General features: G+C 69.7%; 18 protein-coding genes. 11 read left to right on the top strand and 7 right to left on the bottom strand.

The genetic code is table 11. The features are described from left to right. Nucleotides 1-11 precede the first annotated feature (11 nt). Nucleotides 12-1,325 (bottom strand): amino acid permease, encoded by a 1,314-nt coding sequence (locus tag KF684_11665; GenBank protein MBX3353580.1) that lies wholly within the window; start codon nucleotides 1,323-1,325, stop codon nucleotides 12-14. Nucleotides 1,326-1,564: 239 nt separating this feature from the next. Then, complete coding sequence (locus KF684_11670) at nucleotides 1,565-2,143, bottom strand: DJ-1/PfpI family protein (protein ID MBX3353581.1); 579 nt, start codon at nucleotides 2,141-2,143, stop codon at nucleotides 1,565-1,567. Between the two features lie 267 nt (nucleotides 2,144-2,410). On the opposite strand from KF684_11670, the gene KF684_11675 reads away from it, so the two are divergent. The 4 genes from KF684_11675 to lexA all read left to right on the top strand — a co-directional run bounded on the left by KF684_11675 (nucleotide 2,411) and on the right by lexA (nucleotide 6,420). Then, nucleotides 2,411-2,926 (top strand): hypothetical protein, encoded by a 516-nt coding sequence (locus tag KF684_11675; protein ID MBX3353582.1) that lies wholly within the window; start codon nucleotides 2,411-2,413, stop codon nucleotides 2,924-2,926. Nucleotides 2,927-3,103: 177 nt separating this feature from the next. After that, nucleotides 3,104-3,586: a hypothetical protein gene (locus KF684_11680; protein ID MBX3353583.1), complete on the top strand. Its 483-nt coding sequence runs from the start codon at nucleotides 3,104-3,106 to the stop codon at nucleotides 3,584-3,586. Nucleotides 3,587-3,743: 157 nt separating this feature from the next. Next, entirely contained in the window at nucleotides 3,744-4,985 is a 1,242-nt protein-coding gene (gene dprA, locus KF684_11685) for a DNA-processing protein DprA (protein ID MBX3353584.1), read from the top strand. Between the two features lie 820 nt (nucleotides 4,986-5,805). Next, entirely contained in the window at nucleotides 5,806-6,420 is a 615-nt protein-coding gene (lexA, locus tag KF684_11690) for a transcriptional repressor LexA (GenBank protein ID MBX3353585.1), read from the top strand. Nucleotides 6,421-6,435: 15 nt separating this feature from the next. On the opposite strand, the gene KF684_11695 is transcribed toward lexA, so the two are convergent. From KF684_11695 to KF684_11705, 3 genes are all read right to left on the bottom strand, one after another. Next, nucleotides 6,436-7,797: a hypothetical protein gene (locus KF684_11695; GenBank protein MBX3353586.1), complete on the bottom strand. Its 1,362-nt coding sequence runs from the start codon at nucleotides 7,795-7,797 to the stop codon at nucleotides 6,436-6,438. Nucleotides 7,798-7,884: 87 nt separating this feature from the next. Continuing rightward, on the bottom strand, nucleotides 7,885-8,997 hold the full coding sequence (locus KF684_11700) for a hypothetical protein (GenBank protein MBX3353587.1): 1,113 nt from the start codon (nucleotides 8,995-8,997) through the stop codon (nucleotides 7,885-7,887). Beyond that, entirely contained in the window at nucleotides 8,990-10,021 is a 1,032-nt protein-coding gene (locus KF684_11705) for a hypothetical protein (GenBank protein MBX3353588.1), read from the bottom strand. The genes KF684_11700 and KF684_11705 overlap by 8 nt, the downstream gene beginning before the upstream one ends. A gap of 108 nt (nucleotides 10,022-10,129) precedes the next feature. On the opposite strand from KF684_11705, the gene KF684_11710 reads away from it, so the two are divergent. Further along, nucleotides 10,130-10,927: an SDR family oxidoreductase gene (locus KF684_11710; protein ID MBX3353589.1), complete on the top strand. Its 798-nt coding sequence runs from the start codon at nucleotides 10,130-10,132 to the stop codon at nucleotides 10,925-10,927. Next, complete coding sequence (locus KF684_11715; protein MBX3353590.1) at nucleotides 10,924-11,904, top strand: hypothetical protein; 981 nt, start codon at nucleotides 10,924-10,926, stop codon at nucleotides 11,902-11,904. Before KF684_11710 ends, KF684_11715 begins: the two co-directional genes overlap by 4 nt. A 6-nt stretch (nucleotides 11,905-11,910) precedes the next feature. Here KF684_11715 and KF684_11720 read toward each other — a convergent pair whose 3' ends face one another. Continuing rightward, nucleotides 11,911-12,897, bottom strand: coding sequence for a hypothetical protein (locus KF684_11720; protein ID MBX3353591.1), 987 nt, complete (start codon nucleotides 12,895-12,897; stop codon nucleotides 11,911-11,913). A gap of 95 nt (nucleotides 12,898-12,992) precedes the next feature. Here KF684_11720 and KF684_11725 point away from each other — a divergent pair, with 95 nt between their 5' ends. Continuing rightward, entirely contained in the window at nucleotides 12,993-14,726 is a 1,734-nt protein-coding gene (locus tag KF684_11725) for an NAD+ synthase (GenBank protein ID MBX3353592.1), read from the top strand. On the opposite strand, the gene KF684_11730 is transcribed toward KF684_11725, so the two are convergent. Then, a complete protein-coding gene (locus KF684_11730; GenBank protein ID MBX3353593.1) occupies nucleotides 14,655-15,539 on the bottom strand; it encodes a hypothetical protein in 885 nt (294 codons plus the stop codon). The two genes, KF684_11725 and KF684_11730, sit on opposite strands and share 72 nt — an antisense overlap. A 325-nt stretch (nucleotides 15,540-15,864) precedes the next feature. Between KF684_11730 and KF684_11735 the strand changes: the two genes are divergently transcribed. From KF684_11735 to KF684_11750, 4 genes are all read left to right on the top strand, one after another. Then, entirely contained in the window at nucleotides 15,865-17,466 is a 1,602-nt protein-coding gene (locus KF684_11735; protein MBX3353594.1) for a hypothetical protein, read from the top strand. Nucleotides 17,467-17,495: 29 nt separating this feature from the next. Further along, nucleotides 17,496-19,097, top strand: coding sequence for a hypothetical protein (locus KF684_11740; GenBank protein MBX3353595.1), 1,602 nt, complete (start codon nucleotides 17,496-17,498; stop codon nucleotides 19,095-19,097). Between the two features lie 29 nt (nucleotides 19,098-19,126). After that, nucleotides 19,127-20,734: a hypothetical protein gene (locus KF684_11745; GenBank protein ID MBX3353596.1), complete on the top strand. Its 1,608-nt coding sequence runs from the start codon at nucleotides 19,127-19,129 to the stop codon at nucleotides 20,732-20,734. 265 nt (nucleotides 20,735-20,999) lie between these two features. Next, on the top strand, nucleotides 21,000-22,922 hold the full coding sequence (locus KF684_11750; protein MBX3353597.1) for a hypothetical protein: 1,923 nt from the start codon (nucleotides 21,000-21,002) through the stop codon (nucleotides 22,920-22,922). Nucleotides 22,923-23,228 lie beyond the last annotated feature (306 nt).

A 23,228-nucleotide genomic window follows, 5' to 3' on the forward strand; every position in this document is an offset into this window, starting at 1 on the left:
GGCGCGCCGGATCAGGCCCGGGCGAGCGTGGCGCGGCAGATTGCCCGGATTGCCAGCCCTCCGGCGATGATCCCCAGCCCGATCGCCCAGACGCGCACCTCGACGAAGAACGCCAGCGAGACGCACGCCGCCAGACCGGCCCACGCGATCCACGCCGGGTACATCCGGTCCTCTCGCGCCAGCCGGATCGCCGCCAGATTCGTGATCGCGTAGTACACCAGCACCGCGAACGCGCTGAACGACCAGGTCAGGCGCACATCGCCCAGCAGCGCCAGCGCGCCCACGCCCAGCCCCACGAACGCGACGGCGATCGTCGGAGAGCCGCCGACGCTGACGCGCGCGAGCGCCGGGGGCAGGTCGCTCCGGCGCCCCATCGCCAGCGCGACGCGCGACAGCCCCAGGATCAGGTTCAGCAGCACGCCCAGCATCGCGGTGATCGCGCCGATCGCCACGACGCGCGCGATGATCGGGCCGTCGGTGTGGCGCGCCGACGCCTCGAGCGGGGCCGCGGCGTCGCGCGTGGCTTCGAACAGGTTCGTCGCCCCGAACGCGCCCAGCGCCACGAACGCCACCAGCGAATAGATCGCCAGCGCGATCACGAGCGTCCCCAGGATCGCCAAGGGGATGACGCGGCGCGGGTCGCGGATCTCCTCGCCCATCGTCGTGATCCGCGCGTAGCCGGCGTACGCGACGAACATCAGCGCCGACGCCTCGAGCACGCGCGCGAACGCCGGACGCGTGTCCGACGCGTCGCCAGGCGCGAAGAAGGGCGTGAACGCGACATTCGCCCTTCCCGCGGCGTCGCGGAAGCCGGTGAGCACGAACACGCCCAGCGCGACGATCGTGAGCGAGACGATCACCGTGTTCGCGAGCGTGGACCGGCGCACGCCGCTGAGCACCAGCAGCGTGAACAGCGCGACCGCGCCGATCGCGACGGGGACCCTCCACTGCGCCGGATCGATCGCGAGGGCGCGCAGCAGGTACCCCGAGAACCCCAGCGCCGCCGTCGCGGCGGAGAACGACTTGGCGACGAGGAACATCCACCCCGCGGTGAACCCCAGCGCGGGCGTGAGCAGGCGATAGCCGAACTCGTAGGTCCCGCCGCTGACCGGGTGGGCGGCAGAGAGTTGCGCGCTGCTCATCGCGTTGCACGCCGCGACGAACGCCGAGATCACGACCGCCAGCAGCAGCGCGTTGCCGGCGATCCCCGCGGCGACGCCCAGCGACACGAACACGCCCGTCCCGAGGATCGACCCGAGCCCGACAAGCACGGCGCCGGGAAGGCCGACGACGCGATGCAGTTCGTTGGGTGGGGTGGAGGACACGGCGGGATGGTACCGCCCCCTTCCCCCGCCGTGGGAAGGTGTCTGGCGCAGCCAGACGGATGAGGGCTACCCCTTCTCATCTTCTTCTCCATCGCCTCGTCCCGCACAACGCGCACGGCCCAGCAGGCGTGCGCGTTGCTTGCATTCAAGGCCCGGAAGCACGGAAGAACGGGTAGCACTCACCCGCGTCGCTTCGCTCCGCGACCTCTCCCTAGGGAGAGGTAGGGAACACCGCGATCTCACACGGAGATCTTCACACCCAGCAGCGTGAAGAACTCGCGCATCATCGCCGGGTGGCCGGGCCACGCGGGGCTGGTGACGAGGTTGCCGTCGACGACCGCTTCGGTCGCGTCAGTGTTCTTGAAGGTTGCGCCTGCGCCTGTGCACTCGGGGCCGACGGCCGGGTAGCCCGTGCAGGTGCGTCCCTTCAGCACGCCGGCGGCGGAGAGAATCTGGAGGCCGTGGCAGATCGCGGCGACGGGCTTCTTCGCGTCGAAGAAGTGGCGCGTGATCTCGAGGACGCGCTGGTTGAGGCGCAGGTATTCGGGCGCGCGCCCGCCCGGCACATACAGCCCGTCGTAGTCCGAGGGGTTCACGCGCGCGAAGTCGTGGTTCAGCGCGAAGCCGTGCCCGGGCTTCTCGGTGTAGGTCTGGTCGCCCTCGAAGTCGTGGATCGCGGTCTTCACCTTCTCGCCCGCCTTGCGGTCCGGGCAGACGGCGTGCACGCGCAGCCCGACGAGCTGACACATCTGGAACGGGACAAAGACCTCGTAGTCTTCCACGAAATCGCCGGCGAGGATGAGGACGGATTTGACCATGGGGGATGGTATGTCTGAGAAGGCACGAGGGATGAGGCACGAGGCACACGGGAAGAGCGCGCGAACGATCACCACTGTCAGCGCTGAACCCCTCACCACAGCCCTCTTTCCTCGGGGGGAGAGGGGGCCGGAGAGCAGACGCCGTCATGCATCAACATGGACAGCAACAGATGCAACGCTCGTCGCGTATAGTGGGAAGACATGCCGAACGGCTCTCGACGAACTCGACGAACTCGACGAAGGTGGATTGGTGCGAGCATCGCTGGAGTGTTTCTCCTTGCCGCGGTCGTGGTGCTCCCGGCGGTCGCGCGCTCGTATAGTTGTTCAGTCATCCTGACCGAGTCTGGGCATGAACGGGATCGCATCGAAGCGATCGCGGCATCATTTCAGCGTTTCCACGACGAGTCCGGGCGATTCCCCGAGAACGAGGCCGAGTGGCGGGGCGCTACGCCCGAGCACGCGACCCTGCTCGATGCTGGACCATTCAGCGTCGAACCGAAGTATCGGGTGCGATGGGATAATTTCGGTGACAAAGACAGGATCGTCACCATGTCGCCGGATCGCGATTTCCGTCGCGCGAGCGTGCTGATGCTTCCCGGAGACAAACGCGGCGCCGAGCGGTACTCGAACCGCACGGGCCACAACCGCTGGATGATCCTCGGCGACGGATCGGTCGTGCACGCGCGTCTGTGGGGCGTCGGTGAAGGGCTCTGGGAAGCGCGCAAGGACTTCGCGGACTGGGCCGGCTGGGAGTTCAACGAAGAGCGGCCGCGCGAGCGGTGACGAGCGCGCGGCGTGCGCATTTGTCAGATCGCCCTCCCCCTGCCCCCTCCCGCGAGCGGGAGGGGGGAAGATCGAATCCCATTGCCCATTGCCCATTGCCCATTGCCCATTGCCCATTGCCCATTGCCCATTGCCCATTGCCCATCGCCCACCCCCGCGAGCCCATACGATGCGGCCATGAGCCGAATCGAGATGTTGTCGCGTCTGTTCGAGTTTGATCGCTGGGCCAACCTGCGCGTGCTGGACATCCTGGGGGGTGTGGCGCGTCCTCCGGCGAAGTCGGTCGAGCGGATGGCGCATGTGGTGCGCGCCGGGGAGTTGTGGCTGTCTCGCCTGGGCGCGGGCGAGTGGGAGGAGGGACGCGCCGTGTTCCCGAAAGATGCGGCACTCTCGCGCGTGCGCGCCGACGCCGAACTGCTTGGCGCGCGCTGGGCGCAGTTCTGTCGATCGATGCACGAGGGGGCTCTCGACGAGGTGATCGGCTACACCTCGACCGACGGCAGCGCCTTCACGACGCGCGCCCTCGACATCATGCTGCACGTCTCGCACCACGGGACCTATCACCGGGGGCAGATCCCCCTCGACATGAAGAGCGCCGGCATCGAGACGCCGCCCTTCGCGACGGACTACATCTTCTTCGTGCGAGAGCACGCGCTGTGAGCGCGCCGCGATCGAGCGTCAGCAGGGCGTGACTTCGCACCAGTCAGATCTCCCTCCCCCCGCCCGCACCCGCGAGCGGGAGGGGGGAAGATCTGATCCCATTGCCCATTGCCCATTGCCCCCTTGTGCCCCGGATCGCCTTTGGTAGACTGCCCCCATGGACCCCGCGCCGGTCGCGAGTGAGGTCTGTTCCCCGGGGGCGTCGTCGCTGCTGCGCCTCACGATGGTCGACGGGCTCGGCCCGACGCTGATCGCGCGCGCCGTGCGCGCCTTCGGCTCGCCCGAGCGCGTCCTCCACGCGTCCATCCGCGAACTCTCGCACCTCCAGGGCGTGGGCGACAAGAAAGCGCGTCAGATCCGGCGCGGGCTCGACGACTCCGAGCGCGCGCTGCGCGACGAGCTCGACCTCGCGCACTCGCTGGGCGTGCGCATCGTCGCGCAGGGCGACCCCGACTACCCGCCGCTGCTCGCCGAGACGCCCGCCTCGCCCCCGGTGCTCTATATCCGCGGCACGCTCGATCCCCGGCGCGATCTGTTCGGCGTGGGCGTCGTCGGCTCCCGGCGCGCGTCGCACTACGGCATCGAGCAGACCGACCGCTTCTCCCTCGCGCTCGCGCAGGCCGGGCTCACGATCGTCTCGGGCGGGGCGCGCGGCGTCGACACCTCGGCGCACCGCGCCGCGCTGCGCGCCCACGACGGGCGCACCGTCGCCGTGCTGGGCTGCGGGCTGGCGAGCTGCTACCCGCCCGAGAACGACGAGCTGTTCACGCAGATCGTGGACGCCGGCGGGGCGATCGTCAGCGAGCTGCCCCTGCGCACCGGCCCGAGCCCGGAGAACTTCCCGGCGCGCAACCGGATCATCTCGGGGATGTCGCTTGGGGTGCTGGTGGTGGAAGCGCCGCTGAAGAGCGGCGCGCTGATCACCGCGAGGTACGCCGCCGAGGACCAGGGTCGCGAGGTGATGGCGATCCCCGGGCGCGTCGATTGGGCGTCGGCCGAGGGGACCAACGAGCTGCTGAAGACCGGGTGCGCGGCGATGGTGACCTCTCCTCGCGATGTGATCGACATCCTCGAGAACGCCGCCCGGCACGCGCACGCAGGGACGCACGCGGCGAGGGCGCGCGGGCTCTCCATCCCGGGCGACGACGAGGGGCTGTTCACCCCCGAGGCGTCCGAATCGCGCGAGGGCGCGGCGGGGCGCGCGACCGTCGCGCTGAGTGAGCGCCAGCGATCGATCTACGAGGCGATCGAGGACGCCCGGACGCTCGACGAACTGGTGGAGACGACGGGGCTGGAGGCCGGGGCGATTCTGGCGGACGCGACGATGCTCGAGCTGAAGGGGCTGATCGCGCGCCGGGGCGACCGTTTCGAGCGCCGGTGCGACTCGCGCCCAAACTGATTCCTATCAAAGGGTTGCGGTAGATCCGCCCGATTCCGGCGGTTCTGTTTGGGTGATTTTTGGATGAAATACCCTACATCTTCCGAAAAACACTTGCACGGGCCCGAACCCTCGGGTAGACTGGTCCGAACAAAGACCGAAGCAACCCCCCGACGCCGGGATGCGGACAGACAGGCAATCCGCGACGGTGTTCGGAGGAGAGTCGGAGGTCAGGTGGGCGGCGCGAGGCGCCGTCGTTGAGTGCTCGTCGCCGGATCGCGACGGGCGTGTTCAAGAGTCCCTCACGGGCGCCCGCGGAGGCGTCGCCCGCGTCTTGCAGTCACGCACGCGGAGGCATCCATGCCCATCCCTACAGACGCGGTGCTCAGACTCGGCCCGGGCGGATCGTTCGTCGACCTGTATGTCGCCGACGAGAGCCGCACGCGTCTCGAGCGAGCCGAACTCGAACCCAGCGCAGACACCTTCGGCGAGAACGCCCAGGGCGGCGGTCGCGGCGGGTGGGGGGGCGCGTTCGCGAGGGGCCAGGCGGACGACGCGTACGCGCCCAGCGCCGGGCGCGACGCGGAGGGATCGCAGGCGGCGCGCGGCATCGACAGCGTGCGCGTGTCGGCCCGTGCGTCGAAGGCGGCGGCGATGCTGCTCGCCGAGACGCTGCTGGCGCATCAGGGGGAATCGACCAAGGGGGTTTCGTGCACGATCGCGTGGTTCGCTCGCAGGCCGGCAGCGCCGGCGTCGGGCGTCCCGGGTCGTGGTCTTCGCTCGACATTCGCCTCGTCGGCGCGCGCCCAGTCAGGCGCCCGCCGCTGGAACCTGGTGCAGTATGAACCTCACTCCCAAGCAACTGAAGATTCTGAAGCTGATCCGCGACTGCCGCGTGCGCTCGGGCTATTCCCCGACGATGCAGGAGCTCGCCGACGAGCTCGGCGTGAGCAAGGTCACGGTCTTCGAGCACGTCGAAGCGCTCATCCGCAAGGGCGCCCTCAAGCGCGAGCCGAACAAGGCACGCTCTTTGTCGATCGCTGAGGGCATCTCCGTCCCCGACGAGGAACAGCCCCTCAAGTTCCCCCTCGTGGGCAAGATCGCCGCCGGCTACCCCATCGAGAAGTTCGAGGACAACGACGAGCTCGACCTGACCGATGTCTTCGGCCCGCGCGTCGGCGCCAAGGCCGGATCGTTCGCGCTCCGCGTCGACGGCGACTCGATGCGCGACGAGGGCATCCTCGACGGCGACTATGTCATCATCGAGCGCCGCGACATCGCGCGCAACGGCGACCGCGTCGTCGCCCTGCTCCCCGACGGCCAGACCACCCTCAAGACCTTCTTCAAGGAAACCGACCACATCCGCCTGCAGCCCGCGAACCCGGCGTTCGAGCCGATCCGCGTCAAGGACTGCAAGATCCAGGGCGTCGTGATGGGCGTGCTCCGGCGCTATTGAGCCGCCGGGCCGGTCTCAGAAACAGCTCACGCCAAACGCGCTGAGCACCGCGTTCAGGTCGGCGAAGTCGACCCGGCCGTCGGCGTTGACATCGCCGGGGACAGCGCCCCCCATGACGCCGAAATCGCTCAGCACCGCGTTGAGGTCGGCGAAGTTGATCACGCCGTCGCCGTTCGTGTCGGCGTTCGCGCCCGCCGGGCATTCGCCTCCACCGACAGGGACATAGCTCGTGATCATCCCGAATGTCACCTCGCCGGCGAACGAGTGCACGCCGCCCGACACCTGCGAGGGGATGAACCCCACGGTCGCGGCACGCATCTTCGTCAGGTCCTCGCCGTCCAGCGGCGCGCTCAGCAGGACCGCCAGCGTGTCGCGCCGCTCGCCCCACACGCCGTAGCCCAGCACGAACCGCGGCACGGAAAGCCCCATCAGGAAGTCGGACAGCAGGATCGCCGGCCCGGCGCCGTCGACGCGCGCGCGAAGCACATTGTCGGGCAGCTGCGCCGGGTTCGTATCGCTCGGAGACACGGAGTTGTCGCCGTCGGTCACCAGGGGCATGTCCGCCGTCACGAGCAGGAAGATCCCGGCAGAATCGACCCGCGCCGACACCGGGCGCACCAGCGTGGGAGAGGTCCGCACGCAGAAGTATTCCGTCGGGACCGCCGACCCGGCGCCGTCGCTGAGCACGAGCAGGCCCACGCCGAACCCCATCACCGAGCCCTCCCCGCCGTCTGCGCTGCCCGGCGCGCCGGGGTCGATCACGCCGAAGTCGCGCGCCGGGAACGCCACGCCCCCCGTGGCGAGCGTGGTCGGCGCGAGGTCGGCGTCCGTGAAGTTCAGGCCGGGCCCTGTGCCGCCCGTGAAGCCGGGGTTGTCGAGGAAGACGCGCACATAGTCGACGCCCGGCGTCGCGCCCGAGAGGAACGCGTCGAGCTGCGCCATCGTCGAGATGGTCCCCGCGGCGGTCTCGGTCAGGAAGATGAACGACGAGGCCGCGACCGTTGGCTCGAAGCCCGGGCTGGCCTTCACCACGAGCGAGGGCGGGTTCGCGCTGTTGACATCAAACACGGCCAGCACGCCGCGGCTGCGGTTGCGAACACCGGCGCCCGTCGGGTCCGCGGCGTTCTGCACGAGCGTCGCGGTTCCACCGAGGTTCGCGATGGGCAGCGCGGTCGGGATCGTCGTGTTCACGATCTCGCGCGGCGAATAGATGAACGCGACAGGGTCGGCGCCGGTCACAGGCAACGACTCGCTCGAGGGCCCGGCGTTCAGCACGCTGAGGGGGATGTCGGCGCCGATCGCCATGCCGCAGAACGCGACGCACGACGCGATGGATGCCGAAAGACCCGCGGCGAATGACCCGTTGTGCTGACGCATGGCGTGCTCCCTTGAAGACCGAGGACAGCGGCAGCAACGCCCGGCGCCAGGCCGGAGGCACGCGCCCCGCGCGCCCAGCGTACCCGGTCAGCCCGGGATCTCCAACCCTTTTTCCGGTTCGCCTTCCTCCCGAGGGATGGCCTCGCCTCTCGCCGCGTCCCAGCGTGACTCCCTAGGGTGCAGCCAGAGACGCCAGAGCATGACCAGGCGTGGGTCGCGCTCGCTCGGGAACTCGAGGGCCTCCCGCTCCCCGTCGCGCCGGGTGATGGTCGCGAGCGCGCCGCTGACGCGACGGAAGTTGCGATGAATCACGAGCACGCTGTCGTTGCGCGTGAAGACGCGATCCGGCCCACCGCCGCGCGACACGACCAGACCCGGCGCGGCGACCAGCGAGCGCTGCCCCCCGGGCATCCCGCGCGTCGGCGCGCGAAACAGGCGCCACGCCGCCACGAGGGCGCCGGCCACTGCGATGACCCACGGGCTGACGACGCTCCCGGACGGGCGCGGCAGCGCGATCACCACGATGAGCGTCACCGACGCGAGGAGAAACAACCAGACGCTCGGATCGCGCAGGATCGCACGCGCTTCGTCGGCGTCCACCGCCCGTCCGATCTCTTCGGGCTCGAGCATCTCAACGGGGATCTCGGCGCTGCGGAGCGCAGGAAAACGGTCACGCGCGCCCACGACGACGGCGACCGGCGGCGCCACGCCGAACGAGCGCGCGACGCGATCGACCTCGTGCCACCGCGTCGCTCCCGCCAGCGGCGAGCAGGCGCGCAGCACGGCGCGCCGTCGCTCGCGCAGCGCATCGTCCCCCGAGAATCGCTTCTCTGCGATGAACGCGTCGACGCCTTCCGGGGTCGAGAGCCGCGCCCAGGGCCCTCTCAACCTCGCCAGATGCACCCTCGGCAGGAAGAGCGCGACGACGAACAGCATCGCCGGGACCACGAGCAGCGCCGAACCGCCGACCCAGACCGACCACGACAACCCAGGCGCTGCCCGGGCTCGCGCCGACACGATGACCCACGACACGATGAAGAGGATGCTGACGACGATCGCCGCCCGCGCGAGGCGAGCGAGCCACGCGCGTCGCGGGCGCTGCCGCACGAGGTCGAAACCGTCCAGCAGAACAAACCACGCCCGCTCGCGCGGTCGCGCCTCGGCGCCCTGTCCCGACGCTGGCGAGCGCGGCTCAATCACAGGGAACCCTCGTTGCGATCATCGGTGGGTGCTCAGGCACGATCTCGGCGCTCGACGCGTCCCAGCGCGACGCTAGGGGGTGCAGCCACAGCGACCAGAGCGCGAGGAGTCGAGGGTCCTCGGCGCCCGCGTATTGCAGCGCGACGCGCTCGCCGTCGTCCCTGGTGAGCGTGACGGAGGTCTCGCCCATCCTCTGCCGGTGTCGCGCGAGCACGAGGACGGAATCATCGGCGCGAAAGACCAGTGTGCGCCTGAGCGAATGCACGACGACGAGCGAGGGCGCCGCGACGACCGTGTCGTCGAGGCCGGGGATCAATCGCCGGCGCGCCGGGCGGAAGAGCTCGAGCAGCAGCACGATCAGGAAGAACGCTGTGAGCGTGAGCGCGTAGCGAGCGCTGATCCCTTGCAACATGAACTGGTTCGCGATCATGTACGCCAGCAGCAGGAGCATCCCCATCGTCGGGAGCGACAGGAATCGCTTCTTCGCGGTCGCGCCACGGGCCCACCCGCCCACATCCTCGGGCTCCGGAAGATCCGGCCGCGTCTCCCGAGGGAGCGAGTTGAACCGCCCCGTCGGGTCGATCACCACGGCGCGAGGGGCAGGCAACTCGAACGCCGCCGCCGCTGCCTGCAGGCGCTCCCAGCGGGGTCGCCGGTGCGCGGGCCACGCGGCCCTCACCGCGCCGAGCGCGCGCTCGTGCTCGTTGTCGTCCCACGGTCGTCCTCGGCGCGCGAGCGCCGCGCGCACGCCCTCGGGGGAAGCGAGCGCGTTCCACGCGCGCCCGGCGCTCGACATGGTCCACAGGCAGAGAAGCGCTATCAGCGCGATCGCCGCCGAGCCCGCCGTGAAAATCGCTGCTGCCAGCTCGACGCCCAGCACGAAGTACATCGCGATCACCGCCGCGACGATGATGAGCATCGCTCCCATCGCCCCCAGCCCCATCACGATCGACCTCTGCCAGCCCGCGAGCGCCCAGGGGCCGAACTCCGGGAGCAGCGCGACCGTCCAGACCCCGGTTCGCACCGCGCCCCCCTCTGCGCGCGTACCCTCAGCGGCAGCGCTGGGCGACCCCTGAACGCTCACGCCGGACCGTCGTTCATCCTCGCCCGCTCGCTCCATCGGACCATCAGTATGCCACACTCCTCGCCACTGCGCGGCCGCATCGCGGTCATCACCGGCGCCTCCTCCGGGATCGGGCGCGCCACGGCCCTCGAGCTGGCGTCTGCCGGCGCGAGCGTGGTCGTCAACGCCCGGCGCGCCGAGAAACTCGACGCCCTCGTTGGCGAGATCAACGCGAGGCCCGAAGAGGGGTGGGGGCGCGCCGTCGGCGTCGTGGGCGACTGCGTCGAGCAGCCCGTCATCGCCGACCTCTTCGACACGGCGCAGCGCGAGTTCGGCAAGACCGCCGACCTGGTGGTCGTCAACGCCGGCCGCGGCCTGCGCGGGTCGCCCATGTCGTCCGACGACACGCAGTGGGAGGAGATCATCCGTCTCAACCTGCTTGGCGCCGCCCGGCTGATCCGAGAGGCCGGCACGCGCCTGAGCGCCGACGCGGAGCACGCGAAGGACTGGCCCCGCGCCGCGCGCGACATCGTGGTGCTCTCGAGCAGCGTGGGCAAGCACATTTCGCCCTTCTCCTCGATGTACGGCAGCACCAAGTTCGCCATCACCAGCATCGCCGAAGCCGTCCGGCGGGAGTTGGCGCCCAAGGGAATCCGCGTGAGCGCCATTCACCCCGGCGTGGTCAGGAGCGAGTTCCAGGACAGCGCCGGCTACGACCCGGTGACCTTCGGGCAGTTCATGGAGTCCATCGGCCCCGTGCTCGAGCCCGAGGACATCGCGCACACCATCGCGTTCATCGTGTCGCAGCCGCCCCATGTGCTGCTCAACGACATCATGATCCGCTGCACGCGTCAGGAATACCCGTGAAGGCCCACCCAGCGGTGCGCATCGCGGTGCAGGCGCTGGGCGCGGCGATCGGCGTCGTGCTGTTCGTATGGACGATCCGGCTCGCGTTCACGCCGCAGAACCAGGAGTCGATCCAGGGCCTGCTGCGCGCCGGCCCGCTGCTGATCTTCGTGATGTTCCTGCTGAACCTGGCGACGATCGTGATCAACGGGCTTGGCTTCTGGATCGCGTCGAAGCCCGTGCGGCCCGTTCCGGCGCTGAGCTGCATCCTGACCAACGCCGTCGCGTCGTTCCTCGCGTTCCTGCCCTTCAAGACGAGTTTCATCGTCCGCGTGCTGATCCACAACAAGCGCGACGGCGTGTCGATGCGCCTGATGGTCCCCTGGATGCTCGGTTTCGGGCTGAGCACGATCGGCGCGTTCTTCCCGATGCTGCTCGCGTCCACGCTGGCGCCGCAGATCGGCTGGCGCTGGGTCCCGCTGGGCGTCGCCGGCGCGTATGTCTGCACCGTGATCGGCTCGCTGCTTGGGAAACTCGCGTCGAAGCGCGTCGCATGGCTGCGCGCACTCTCGCTTGGTTCGTATGTCGTGGTGCGAGACACCCCGGTGATGCTGTGGGCGTGCACCTTCCGGCTGCTGGACACGGGCGTGCAGGCGGGCCGGTTCCTCGTCGTCGCCGCCGCGATGGGCATCTCGCTGCCCATCGAACGCGCGGTGTTCGACGCGACCGTGTACTACATGATCGGCAGCGCGTCGCCCGGGGGCGTGCTGGGGTTCCGAGAGGGCGGCCTCGCGTGGTTCGCGTCGCTGCTCAACCTCGACGACGACGCGATCAACGAGGTCGCGCTGCTCGCGCTGGCGGTCACCGGCGCCGAGGCGGCGTTCTTCTGCGTGTTCGCGGTGATCGCCGCCGGCGTCATGCGCCTCGACAGGCTCGTCCTGAAGCGCACCCTCGGCGAGACGCTCGAAGAAGCGCCGAACGCCGAAGAGCTCCGCTGAGGGCCCTCAGCGGGTCAGCAGCTCGACGGCGGCGGTTGTTTCCTGCTTCTGCGTCAGCGACATCGCGCCGATGGTCCACACCGTCGTGATCGACTGCTTCGCCTCGCGGCGCTGCAGCAGGCCTCGCGTGTGGTCCCAGAGGATCATCACCGAGCCCGACTGGTCGGCGATGCGCACCGTCGGCGCCGTCGGGTCCGTGGCGGCCGGGGGCAGGACCGCGGCGCGAGGGCGCCCGTCGATCTTCGCGAGCCGGTTGCTGATCTGGTCGACCGCCCACTCGGTGGCGATCTCGATCGCGCCGGCGGCGCCCATCTCCACGCGCTCCGTGCTCTGCCAGCCGGTCTTCGCGCGACGGGGCCGGTCGAGCGCGCCTTCCACGAAGAACGCCGAGGTCAGCGCCTCGCCGAGCTGCTCGTTGGCCATCATCCCCAGCACGCTCATGTCGAACACCGCCTGGTTGTCCAGCGCCGTCGCCGGGCTCTCGAAGCCGGAGACCGTCACGCGCCCGGGGGTCGAATCCACCGGCATGTCCACGCGCACGCGCAGCGTCGATTCGCGCGCCCGCTCGCCCATCAGACGCAGCAGCACGAAGGGGGGCATCGGGACCGCCGGCGCCTCGGTCGTCAGCTGAGGCCAGGCGTACTCGTAGAAGTTCCCCCGCCAGTCGGTCCCCAGTTTCACGCCCACGACCGAGCCCTCGAGCACCGCGCCGCGCTCGTCGACGCTCGCGACCGACAGGTCCAGCGTCAGCGACTGCTCGAGGCGCAGCGTGATGGGCTGGCCCTCGCCCTCGGTCTGCGTGACGTTGGTCGCGATGCCGATCGAGTAGCGCATCGACTCGCCCGCCTCGAAGAACGCGGCGAGGCGCACGGACTCGGGCGCGCCGGCGGCGGCCTGCTGGGAAGAGGATTCCATCTCGGCGCTCCCTGCCAGCGGGCAAGCCAGCAAAAGCCCGGCGGACAGCGCGATCACGAACGGTTTGCGAAGGTTCATCGGGGGTTGCTCCGTGTCGATTCCGGACGACTCTAGCCAGCGAGCGAGACCCGGGCCGGGCGCCCCCGGGCCGGGGCTTTCCTACTATCACGCCCATGCGCGTGGCGCTCTGCCGTCTCAACCCGACCGTCGGCGAGATCAGCGCGAACGCCGCGCGCATCCTCGACGCCGCCCGCGACGCCCTGGTTCCCGGCGCCGACCTGCTGCTGCTGCCCGAGCTGGCCCTCGTCGGCTACCCCCCCAAAGACCTGCTGCTCCACCACGGCTTCGTCGACGAGGCCATGGCCGCCGCCCACGGGCTGGCGCGCGATCTGGGGGCCCTCGCCCCCGGCATGCTCGTGGTCGTGGGCGCGCCCTGGTTTGAAGCGGGGGCGCTGCGCAACGCGCTGCTCGCGATGCGCAACGGTCGCATCGAAACCGTCTACTCCAAACAGCTCCTCCCAACCTACGACGTCTTCGACGAGGACCGCTATTTCACACCTAGCGACGAGCCGCGCGTCGTCGAGGTCGCCGGCGTGCGCGTCGGGCTCACCATCTGCGAGGACCTGTGGCGCGGCGCCGACGCCGGCGCGATCACGCGCTATCGCTCCAGGCCCGACCCTGTCGCGCAACTCGTCGCGCAGGGCGCCTCGCTCGTTGTCAACGCGTCGGCCAGCCCGTTCGTGCTCGGCAAGGCCGCCGCCCAGCGACGCATCCTCGCCGAGCACGCCGCCCGCGCCGATGTCGCGGTCTGCGGCGTCAACCAGCTCGGGGGCAACGACGAGCTCGTCTTCGACGGGCACGCCATCGCCTTCGTCCCCGACCGGCGCGCCGAGGGCGGCGCGCGACTCGTCGCCTGCGGCCGGCGCTTCCGCGACGACCTCGTCGTCTTCGACCTTCCGGCCGATCGCGCGCAGTGGCCCTCGATCCCCGACGCCCACGACCTGCTGCGCGACACCACGCCCGAGTCGCTGCTGTATGACTGCCTCGTCCTGGGCGTGCGCGATTACTGCCGCAAGACCGGGTTCTCGAAGGTCGTGCTGGGCGTCTCTGGCGGGATCGATTCGGCGGTGACCGGCGCGATCGCCGCCGCCGCCCTCGGCCCCGAGAGCGTCCTGACTCTCGCGATGCCGAGCCGCTTCTCGTCCTCGCACGCGCTCGACGACGCGCGCTCGCTGTGCGACGCGCTCGGCCTGCGCATGCTCGTCACGCCCATCGAAGACGCCCACGCGCTCTTCGAGCGCACGCTCGCGCCCCAGTTCGCTTCGCTCGGCTTGCCCACCGAGCCCGGCGTCACCGAAGAGAACATCCAGTCGCGCCTGCGCGGGCTCACCCTCATGGCGTTCAGCAACAAGACCGGCGCGCTGCTCCTCACCACCGGCAACAAGAGCGAGCTCGCGGTCGGCTACTGCACGCTCTACGGCGACATGAACGGCGGGCTCGCGGTGCTCTCCGATGTCACCAAGGAGTGGGTCTACCGGCTCGCGCGACACATCAACGCGAACCACCTCGACAGCGGCTTCGCCCGGGCGCCCATCCCCGTATCCAGCATCGACAAGCCCCCCAGCGCGGAGCTGCGCCCCAACCAGACCGACCAGGACTCGCTCCCGCCCTACGAGGTCGTCGACCGCCTCGTCGAGCTCTTCGTCGAGGAGCGCCTGCACCCGCGCGAGATCGTCGCGATGACCGGTTTCGACCCGAAGGACGTCGCGCGCATCGTGCGACTGATCGACCTCAACGAGTACAAGCGCAAGCAGGCCGCGATCGGCATCAAGGTCTCAGGCGTCGCCTTCGGCTCGGGCCGGCGCATGCCCATCGCGCAGGCGTGGCGATCCGACCGCGCCCTGTGACGCGCCCGCGTCGCGCGTGAGCGCGTACGCGATGTGGCGCAGCAGGCGCTCTCTCCACAAAGGCGGCGCGTCGAGCGCCGGGGGGCGAACGACGACCGAGAGCGACGGCGCGGGCGCCGGATCGTCGCGCGCCGCGGCCTTCGCCCACGCGCGCAGCGACGCGCTCGAGCACTCGAGCAGGCCCCAGCCCTCGGGCAGCTCGCGGCGTCGGATCATGCCGCGAGGCGCCGCGATCAGCAGGACATCCGCCAGCCGGTAGCGCGTCATCTCGAAGAACTTCGTCTGCCCGCGCAGCTTGCGCTCGACGAGCGACAACTCCGCGAGGATCTCGCGCCGAGCCGGGCTGTCGACCGTCGAGAAGTCCCACTGCGCGAGGTCGCCGAAGAGCATCGGCTCCGCCGGCGCGCCCACGCCGCGATCGCGCAGCGACCGCTCGACCTTCTCCCGGCGCGCCAGCAGCGCGTCGCGCGCGTTCAGCAGTTCGTCGCGCTCCGAGCCGTCGCGCAGGAAGTCCTCGCGCGTGGCCTTGCACTCGACGACGACGGTGCGCGCGCGGAGCTGTTCACCCGTCCACGCGTTGGACGCGTCGCGGGCGCCGTCGCGAGCCCGGAGCCCGGCCCGGGCGTCGGTGAAGAGCCCCGTCTGGGCCGACTCTGCCTCGCTGTGGCGCGGCGAGCGTGGGAAATAGCCGGCCACATCGAGCGCCCGGCGCCCCATCGGGCAGCGGACCTCGCACGCGACCGCCCGGGCGCCACGATCCAGAAGGAAGGCGCGTGCCCCGGCCTTGAGCGCGATGTGGGCCTGCGTTTCCACCTCGGGCAGCGTATCCGAACAGAACCCCCACGGGACACGCGCACGGAAAAAGACCCGACACGAGAAACCCGTTCGGGGCGGGCGGCGTATCGCCTTTCGCTTGCTTCAACTTGGCAACATGCCACAGATCTGGAGCGACGCAAACGGAATCGAGAAATTTTTTCTCGGGCCCGCCGCCCCTGTCAGGTCGCCCTTCCCGGAGCACCCCGATGGCCTTCCGCCGCCCTTCCGGCCCATTGACGCCAGCAACCCCCGGCGACCTCGTTCGCCCCGGTGTGTCGGCAGCCGCGTGACTGAACCGCACTCGTTCATGGGATGGCACACGATGGACACTCGAACCACATCAGTCCTGTTCGCGATGAAGGCAGTGTTGGCGGCCGGCGCGTTGGCCGGTTCGCCGGTGCGAGATCTGCTCGCCGACGCGGATCGGGCGGACGTGCGCTTCACCTCGAGCGCGCTGAGCGTTGAACTCACCAACGCCGGCTCGCTGCACGTGCTTCGGGGCGGGCCGTTCGGGGACGCGCCGACGGTGCTCGTGTCCAGCCCGCATCACTGGCCCGGTGGGACAGGGTCGTGGTATCGGACCGAGATCATCGATCCAGCCACCTACATGCCCCTGCTGTCGCTGAGCAGGCAGCCCAACTCGCTCGCGTACGCAAACACCGCCGCGCTCTGGCTTGGCGATCGCAACGCGGACGGGGTTCCCGACTTGCTGATGGGAGTCAACATCTCCCAGCGCGCCGCGCTCCGCGCGTATTCCGGGGCAGACGGGGCGCTGCTCCCCGGTTCGATCTTCAGCAACGGCGACAACGGCGGATGGGGCCTCTCGCTCGCGAGACTCCCGTCGGAGGGGGATGCCGCCCAGGGCCGCGTTCTCATGGGGCGAACGCGGGGAGGGCTGAGTCTGACCGCGTTCACGGGGTTTCGCATCTGGGATCCCGCCTCGGGGGCAATCACCGAGTCGCCCGCCGCGCCGGGGATCTCGAGCGAGGTCGCGCACGGGTATGTGATGCTGGACCTGGGAGATCACCCCGAGCGCGGGCACGAGTTCCATATCTCGCGACACGCGTACCTGCTCGGGTTTTCGGGTCTTGGCTTCTCGGCGAACGGCCGGCTGCGCATCGATCCGTTCGACTTCGACGATCGCGTGGTGTGCGACGCGATGAGCGGTTGCCAGAGCGGTCATGCCTTCGCAGGCGCGGCACTGCTCGGCGATCTGACCGGCGACGGGCGCCCCGAGATACTCTCCGCCGGCGCGTGGTCGAGCGACGACCCCACGCTCGCCGCCCTGGTGCTCGACGGCGACAGCGGCCAGGTGATCGGTCTGCACACCCCGTCCATCGACCTCGCGCTGGTCCCCGACTTTCAACCGTCGGTGATCCTCCCCACCGGCTGGGTTGCGTCGGTGGGGGATATCACGGGCGACGGATTCCCAGACTACGCGCTCGTCGCGCTGGTGACGGGCGAGTCGGACGGTTCCGAGCCGGCCCCAGTGTCCGATGTCGTTTTCGTGCAGTGCGGGCGCACGGGACAGACAATCCTCGCGCTGACCGGGGGGCTCGAACCGACCGTGCGGCTGACGTCGTCCATTCTCGCCGGACCCTACACGGTGCGCCGGGACTCGGTCGTTTCACCCGGGGATCTCAACGCCGATGGGACCGACGATCTCCTCGCGCTCGTGTCGGTTGTCGATTCCAGCGCCTCGCCGCCGACGCAGACACAGTACCTCGTCACGCACCACCTCCCCACGCCCTGCGCCGGCGACACGAACTTCGACCGCGCCGTGAACTTCGCGGATCTCAACACCGTGCTCTCCGCCTTCGGCGCCGAGGACATCACCAGCCCGGCGGACCTCAACGCCGACGGCGTGGTGAACTTCGCCGACCTCAACCTCGTGCTTTCCGCCTTCGGGCAGTCCTGCGACTGAGCCGCGACTTGTTGGAAAGGACATTCTGTATGTTTCCGTCCCGTTCCGCGATTCGATGCATCCCCGCCGCAGCCCTCGTCGTCGCCCTCTCCGGCGCGACCCCGTCGCTGGGCGCCCCGCCCGTCAAGCGTCTGCTGCAGGACGCGGACCTCGCGGAGACGCTCTATGTGCGCGGGCCGGATTTCTCCTCCGCTTCCCCAAACCGGGCGTCGATGCACCTGCTTGACGACCTCGACGGCGACGGCGTGCGCGAGGTCCTGCTGACCCACCTGGAGAACGGGCAGGAAACGCGTTTCGATCCGTTCGTCGCGCGGATCCGCTCGCTGCGCACGGGTCAGGTTTTCGCCACGCTGGCGCCGCTCACGCAGCGCGATCCGGTCCTCCTCCCGCTCCGCAACGCGCATCAGGCCGCTGTGCTGGTAGGCGATCTCAACGGCGACGGGGTCCGCGACCTCGTCGCGTCTCGCGTGTCGTCGAGCAGCCCCGTCCTGCAGGTTTCCAGCGGCGTGGACGGCGCGGAGCTGAACCGCTTCGGCGGATCGTCGACCTGGACCTCGGGCATATCGATCCTGCCCGAGCACGGCGCCGACGCGCCGGACGAACTGCTGCTGGGCAGAACATTCGCGCCCTTTGCGACCGCGCCTCTGCGCCGCTGGTCCTTGGCCGACAACACATTCGCGCCGGTCGCGCCCGAGGGCCTCGACACCACAAACAGCACGATCTCCGGCTACACGATGCTCGACCTCGGCCTCGATTCCAAAGGCCAGCGACGCATCCACTTCACGCACTACAGGAGCGGCTCGGGCGCCTACTTCGCCACCGAACTCCTCGGTAGCGAGCCCCTCGCCCGCATCGGCGGCGAGTTCTCCGCGGCCGGAGGCGAACTCGGCGCGATCCACGCGGGCGCAGCCATCCTGGGCGACCTCAACGCCGACGGCGTCGACGAGATCGTCGTCACCGGACAGATCGTCGTCGACGACACGTTCGGGAACCCGCTGCCGATGCGCGCGCTGCCGGTCCTCGACGGCGCCACGGGCGCCTGGATCGGGCGTCACCACCCCACGGCCTCGTTCCCCGGCGCCACGCTGATCCTGCCCAACAGCGCTCTCGCGCCGCTGGGAGACATCACCGGGGACGGGTTCAACGACTACGCCGTCGTCGCCGAGGTCCGCTTCCCGTCCTTCATAAGCAGCGATGCGGTGCTCGTGCAGTGCGGGCGCACCGGACAGACCATCCTCGCGCTCACCACCGACTCGATCGACCCAGTGGAGCAGATCACGACCTCGACGCCGCGCAACTCAAGCGCTGGCGACTGGGCAGCGCGGAGCCACTCTCTCGTGTCCCCCGGCGATCTCAACGGCGACGGCGTCAACGACCTCGTCGTGATGATGACCTCGGCCGACCCCTTCGAGCCGCCGATCTCGCTCTACCTCGTCACGCACTACATGCCCACACCCTGCGCCGGCGACACGAACTTTGATCGCGCCGTGAACTTCGCCGACCTCAACGCGGTGCTCTCCGCCTTCGGCGCCAACGACATCACCAGCCCCGCCGACCTCAACGCCGACGGCGTGGTCAACTTCGCCGACCTCAACCTCGTGCTCTCCGCCTTCGGGCAGTCCTGCGACTGAGCCACACGCAGCCGAAAAGGGCAATACGCATGCTCGCGTCACGAACCGCGTTCCGATCCCTCCCCGCCGCGGCGATTCTTGCGGCATTGGCTGGCGCCACCGCTTCCTCGATGGGCGGGCCTCTCGCCCGCGACATCGTCGCGGACGCTGACGCTGTCGAGATCCTTGACTCCGTGAAGCTCCAGCAGACGGTGAATGTGTTCGGGTCGATCCTCCTCCTCGACGAACTCAACGCCGACGGCGTGCGCGAGTACCTGCTCACCCACCCCAACTCCGCCGTCCCGCTCACGGCGCCCGATATCTTCAAGTCGGTGGTGCGCTGCGGTCGCACGGGAGCGGTCGTTCTCGAACTGCCCGGCGACACGACCGCGGCCCCGAGCCACTTCAAGCTCGCCCACCTCTCGGCGCTGGTCATTGACGACCTCGACGACGACGGAAAGCCCGACATCGCGGCGGGGCGCGCCTTCGGGACCGCCGCATCGCTCCGGGTCTACTCGGGCGCCACCGGCGAGGTCCTGCGCGAGCCATTCGCGCCCGGCAGCCAGCCGTGGGGACTCTCGATGCTCCCCTACGACGACGGAACCCTCCTGCTCGGTCGTGTGCAAGCAAGCCTCGCGGACACGAACGCCGTCTGGTCGCCCCACGCCGACACGCTGACGACCCTGCGCCCCGCGAACATGCCGGTGTCGTCGCAGGCACTCTGCGGGTACGCGATGGTGGACCTCGGCGTCCGCGCCGGCGGGGCCCGAGAGATCCTGTCGACACGCCTGCACGGACAGGGAATCGTCGACTTTATCCGCCTCGGGCCCCCCACCCTCCACGCGGTGTACTCCAGCGATCCAAGCGGACTGCCCTTCGGCCTGATCCTTGCGGGCGCGGTGCTGCTCGGCGATCTCGACGACGACGGCCTAGGCGAGGTCGTCATCGGCGTCTCCGTCAGCCGCACATTCCCGTACACCGACGCCGCCCTGCCCGTGATCAGCAGCGCCGCGCCCGACGGCCCACAGGCGGTCGATGTGTACCAGGAATCCTTCCGGCACCAGCCCTTCGTCGTCGTGCCCGCCGACGACGGGGTGCGCCCTCGCCTCGCGCGGGCCGGGTTCGCCATCATCCCACTCGGCGACGCGACCGGCGATGGCTTCCCAGACTACGCCTTCGCCGGGAGCGTGCTGCTGAACGACAACGACGATTCCTCGCGGGAGTTCGTCGTCGCCTCGTGCGGGCGGACGGGCCAGGCGTTCTTCGCAGCCGGAAACCTGAACGACGAGACGAGCGATGTCTTCTCTGGCTTCCCTCGACCCTTCAGTTCTGAATTTAGCCGCGGGCGCAACGCGCTGGTCTCGCCCGGCGACCTGAACGGCGACGGCGTAAGCGACCTGCTCGTGCTGCTCTATCGGAGCGACTTCGCCGAGCCCGTCGGCCTGCGCGAGCAGCTCCTCGTCACGCACTACCTCCCCACGCCCTGCGCCGGCGACACGAACTTTGATCGCGCCGTGAACTTCGCCGACCTCAACGCGGTGCTCTCCGCCTTCGGCGCCAACGACATCACCAGCCCCGCCGACCTCAACGCCGACGGCGTGGTCAACTTCGCCGACCTCAACCTCGTTCTCTCCGCCTTCGGGCAGTCCTGCGACTGACCCGGGGTTGTCTCGTTTCCAGAATGCCGCCGCGGGTCCCTGTGTCTTGTCTCCTGGGTCCTTGGTTCCTGCCCGCGGTGCGCAGACCTCCGCTGGCCCCCCGGGGCGTCGTTTCGGCGCTCCGGGGGGCGTTTTTGCAGGGTGTACGGGGCGCAGAACTGGGGATAACCCCCGATGTCGACGCCCAACCCGGTGTGGGACACTGCGTATCCGAAATTCCGGATCGCACTCGTGCGCGCCCACCGGCGCGCGTTGGAGGTGGCCCGTGATCACCACGACCCTGTCCCGACTGGCCCGCGCCGCGACACCCTCGCTCTGCGCGGCGGCGTTCGTCTCGATCGCCTCGCTCTCCTCAACCCCGGCGCTCGCCTGCGGCGGAACCCGCGGCGGGGTGCAGGGCCCGGCGCCCACGCCACCCTGCACCGCGTCCACCGTCATCTATAAGCAGGTGCGCCAGCCCCTCATCGGGCCCATCATCACGCCCACCTTCCCGCTCCTGGTCAGCAACTTCATCACCACGCAGAACTGCCCGACAGCGGTGCGCCTCGAGATCACCCTGGGCGTCTTCAACAGCGCCAACCAGCTCGTCGGCGCCGGCTCGATCGACGTCATGAACCCCCAGGTCGGCGTCGTCACCCAGCGCGTCGTGAACGTGCTGCGCCTGCAGCAGCCCGCGATCCCCACCGGCATCTACACCGTCATCGGCAGCGCGACCGTCACCCTCGCCAACGGCAACCGCTTCACCAACTCGGGCGACACCTGCCTCGCGGTCGTCGATCCCTCGCCGGCTGATCCGACGCAGCCGCGCCTCAACGTCGAGATCCTCAACTTCCCCAACGACCCCGCGCACGCCGGCGACCACATCGCGTCGCTCTATCGCATCACCAACAACGACCCGGTGCACACCTACACCGGCGACTTCGTCGTGCGCAACAAGAACTCCGCGACGCAGCCGACCATCGACCTGTTCAACCCCGGCTCCGAGCCGTTCTTCGTCTACTCCATCGCCGCGCCCGTGCAGGGCGACAACTTCCCCCTCGGCTTCGCGAACGACCTGCCCCCCGGCGTGTGCCTGCCCCTGCCCCCCAACCCGGCGGACCCGGCGATCCCCGAGATCGTCTCGACGATCACGCTCGCGCCGGGCGAGAGCGTGGACATGCCCGTCGTCAGCCGCGGCTGGGGCATGTGCTCCGGAGGTTCGGGCTGCGAGCAGATCGGCGTGCTGAGCGGCTTCTTCAGCGACGGCACGATGCTCGAGGCGTGCGCCGGCGGCGCGGCGATCGTCGACGACAGCGTCCCGCCGGCCTACGAGTGCGACGACGGCGAATCGGGCGCCGCCGCGTTCGTCTTCCAGCCCGACCCGGGCATGCCCTCGATGCTGAACTGGGTCGGCCTGCCCTCGCCCACGGAAGAGATCACGCTGAAGTCCGAGGCGCCGCAGAACATCCCCGTGCTCGTCAACGGCATGCCGCGCGCGGCGCAGCTGCGCACCGTCGTGCTCAACGACCGGTGGGCGCGCTACGAGTGGACGATCCTCAACGACGGGACCGGCCCCAACCCCGGCGACCTGATCCAGGCGTCTCTGCCCGTGCGGTTCACGCCGAGCCCCAACGGCCCGCCGCTGGCGATCGTCGACGCCGGCGTGATGTCAATGCCCGGCGAGCCGTTCGGCTTCGCCGAGTTCTACCCCTTCGGGAAAGGCATGCTCACGCTCAATCACCTGACGAGCCCGCTGTTGATCGACTCGTTCTTTGACGTGTTCTTCCAACTCGAGGCCGCGCAGTTCGGCGGCGCGTGCGATAACCCTCGCGGGCCGAGCCACGCAGGGTCTGGTGGAGAGCCCTTGCCTATGGAATCGTTCTCGCTGAGCTTCGCGCCGAGCGCGGGCGGGGCGGAGTTCACCGCCGCGGTTGGGCTCATGCTCCCCCCGTGCGACTCTCCGCCCAGCGCGGTGACGCTCGCCGTCAACATCGTCCGCGGGTTCTCGCGCGCCGCCGCAGGAGGCGAGCCCTGCCCTGGCGACACCAACGGCGACGGGGTCATTAATTTCTCGGACCTCAACGCGGTCCTCTCGGCCTTCGGGCAGGTGGGATCCGGGATCCCCGGCGACGTGAACGACGACGGGATCGTGAATTTCTCAGATCTCAACATTGTCCTGTCCAATTTCGGGACGGTTTGCGCTCAGTAGAGAGAAGGCAGTTGCGGGTGCGCCAGGACGCGCCCCGCTGGGGTCTCTCGAACTCCCTTCACAGACAAGGGGGCGGATCTCCTCCGCCTGACAGGCAGCAGCACACAACGGGAAAGACCCGGCGAGGACACGCCGGGTCTTTCTTTTGTCGTCCCCCAGTGGGCCGCCTGGGCGGCCCGGGAAGGACGGAGCAAGGGAGTTCGTTGTCCGGCCCGTCGCGCCCGGGGGATCTTCCGGGGTCTCCCGGCGCGACGCGTCATACGATCGGGTCGTCACCCGCAGAACGACCAGCCGCTCCCCGTATTG

It is taken from the genome of Phycisphaeraceae bacterium (genome assembly GCA_019636675.1).
Taxonomy (GTDB): Bacteria; Planctomycetota; Phycisphaerae; order Phycisphaerales; family UBA1924; genus JAHBXC01.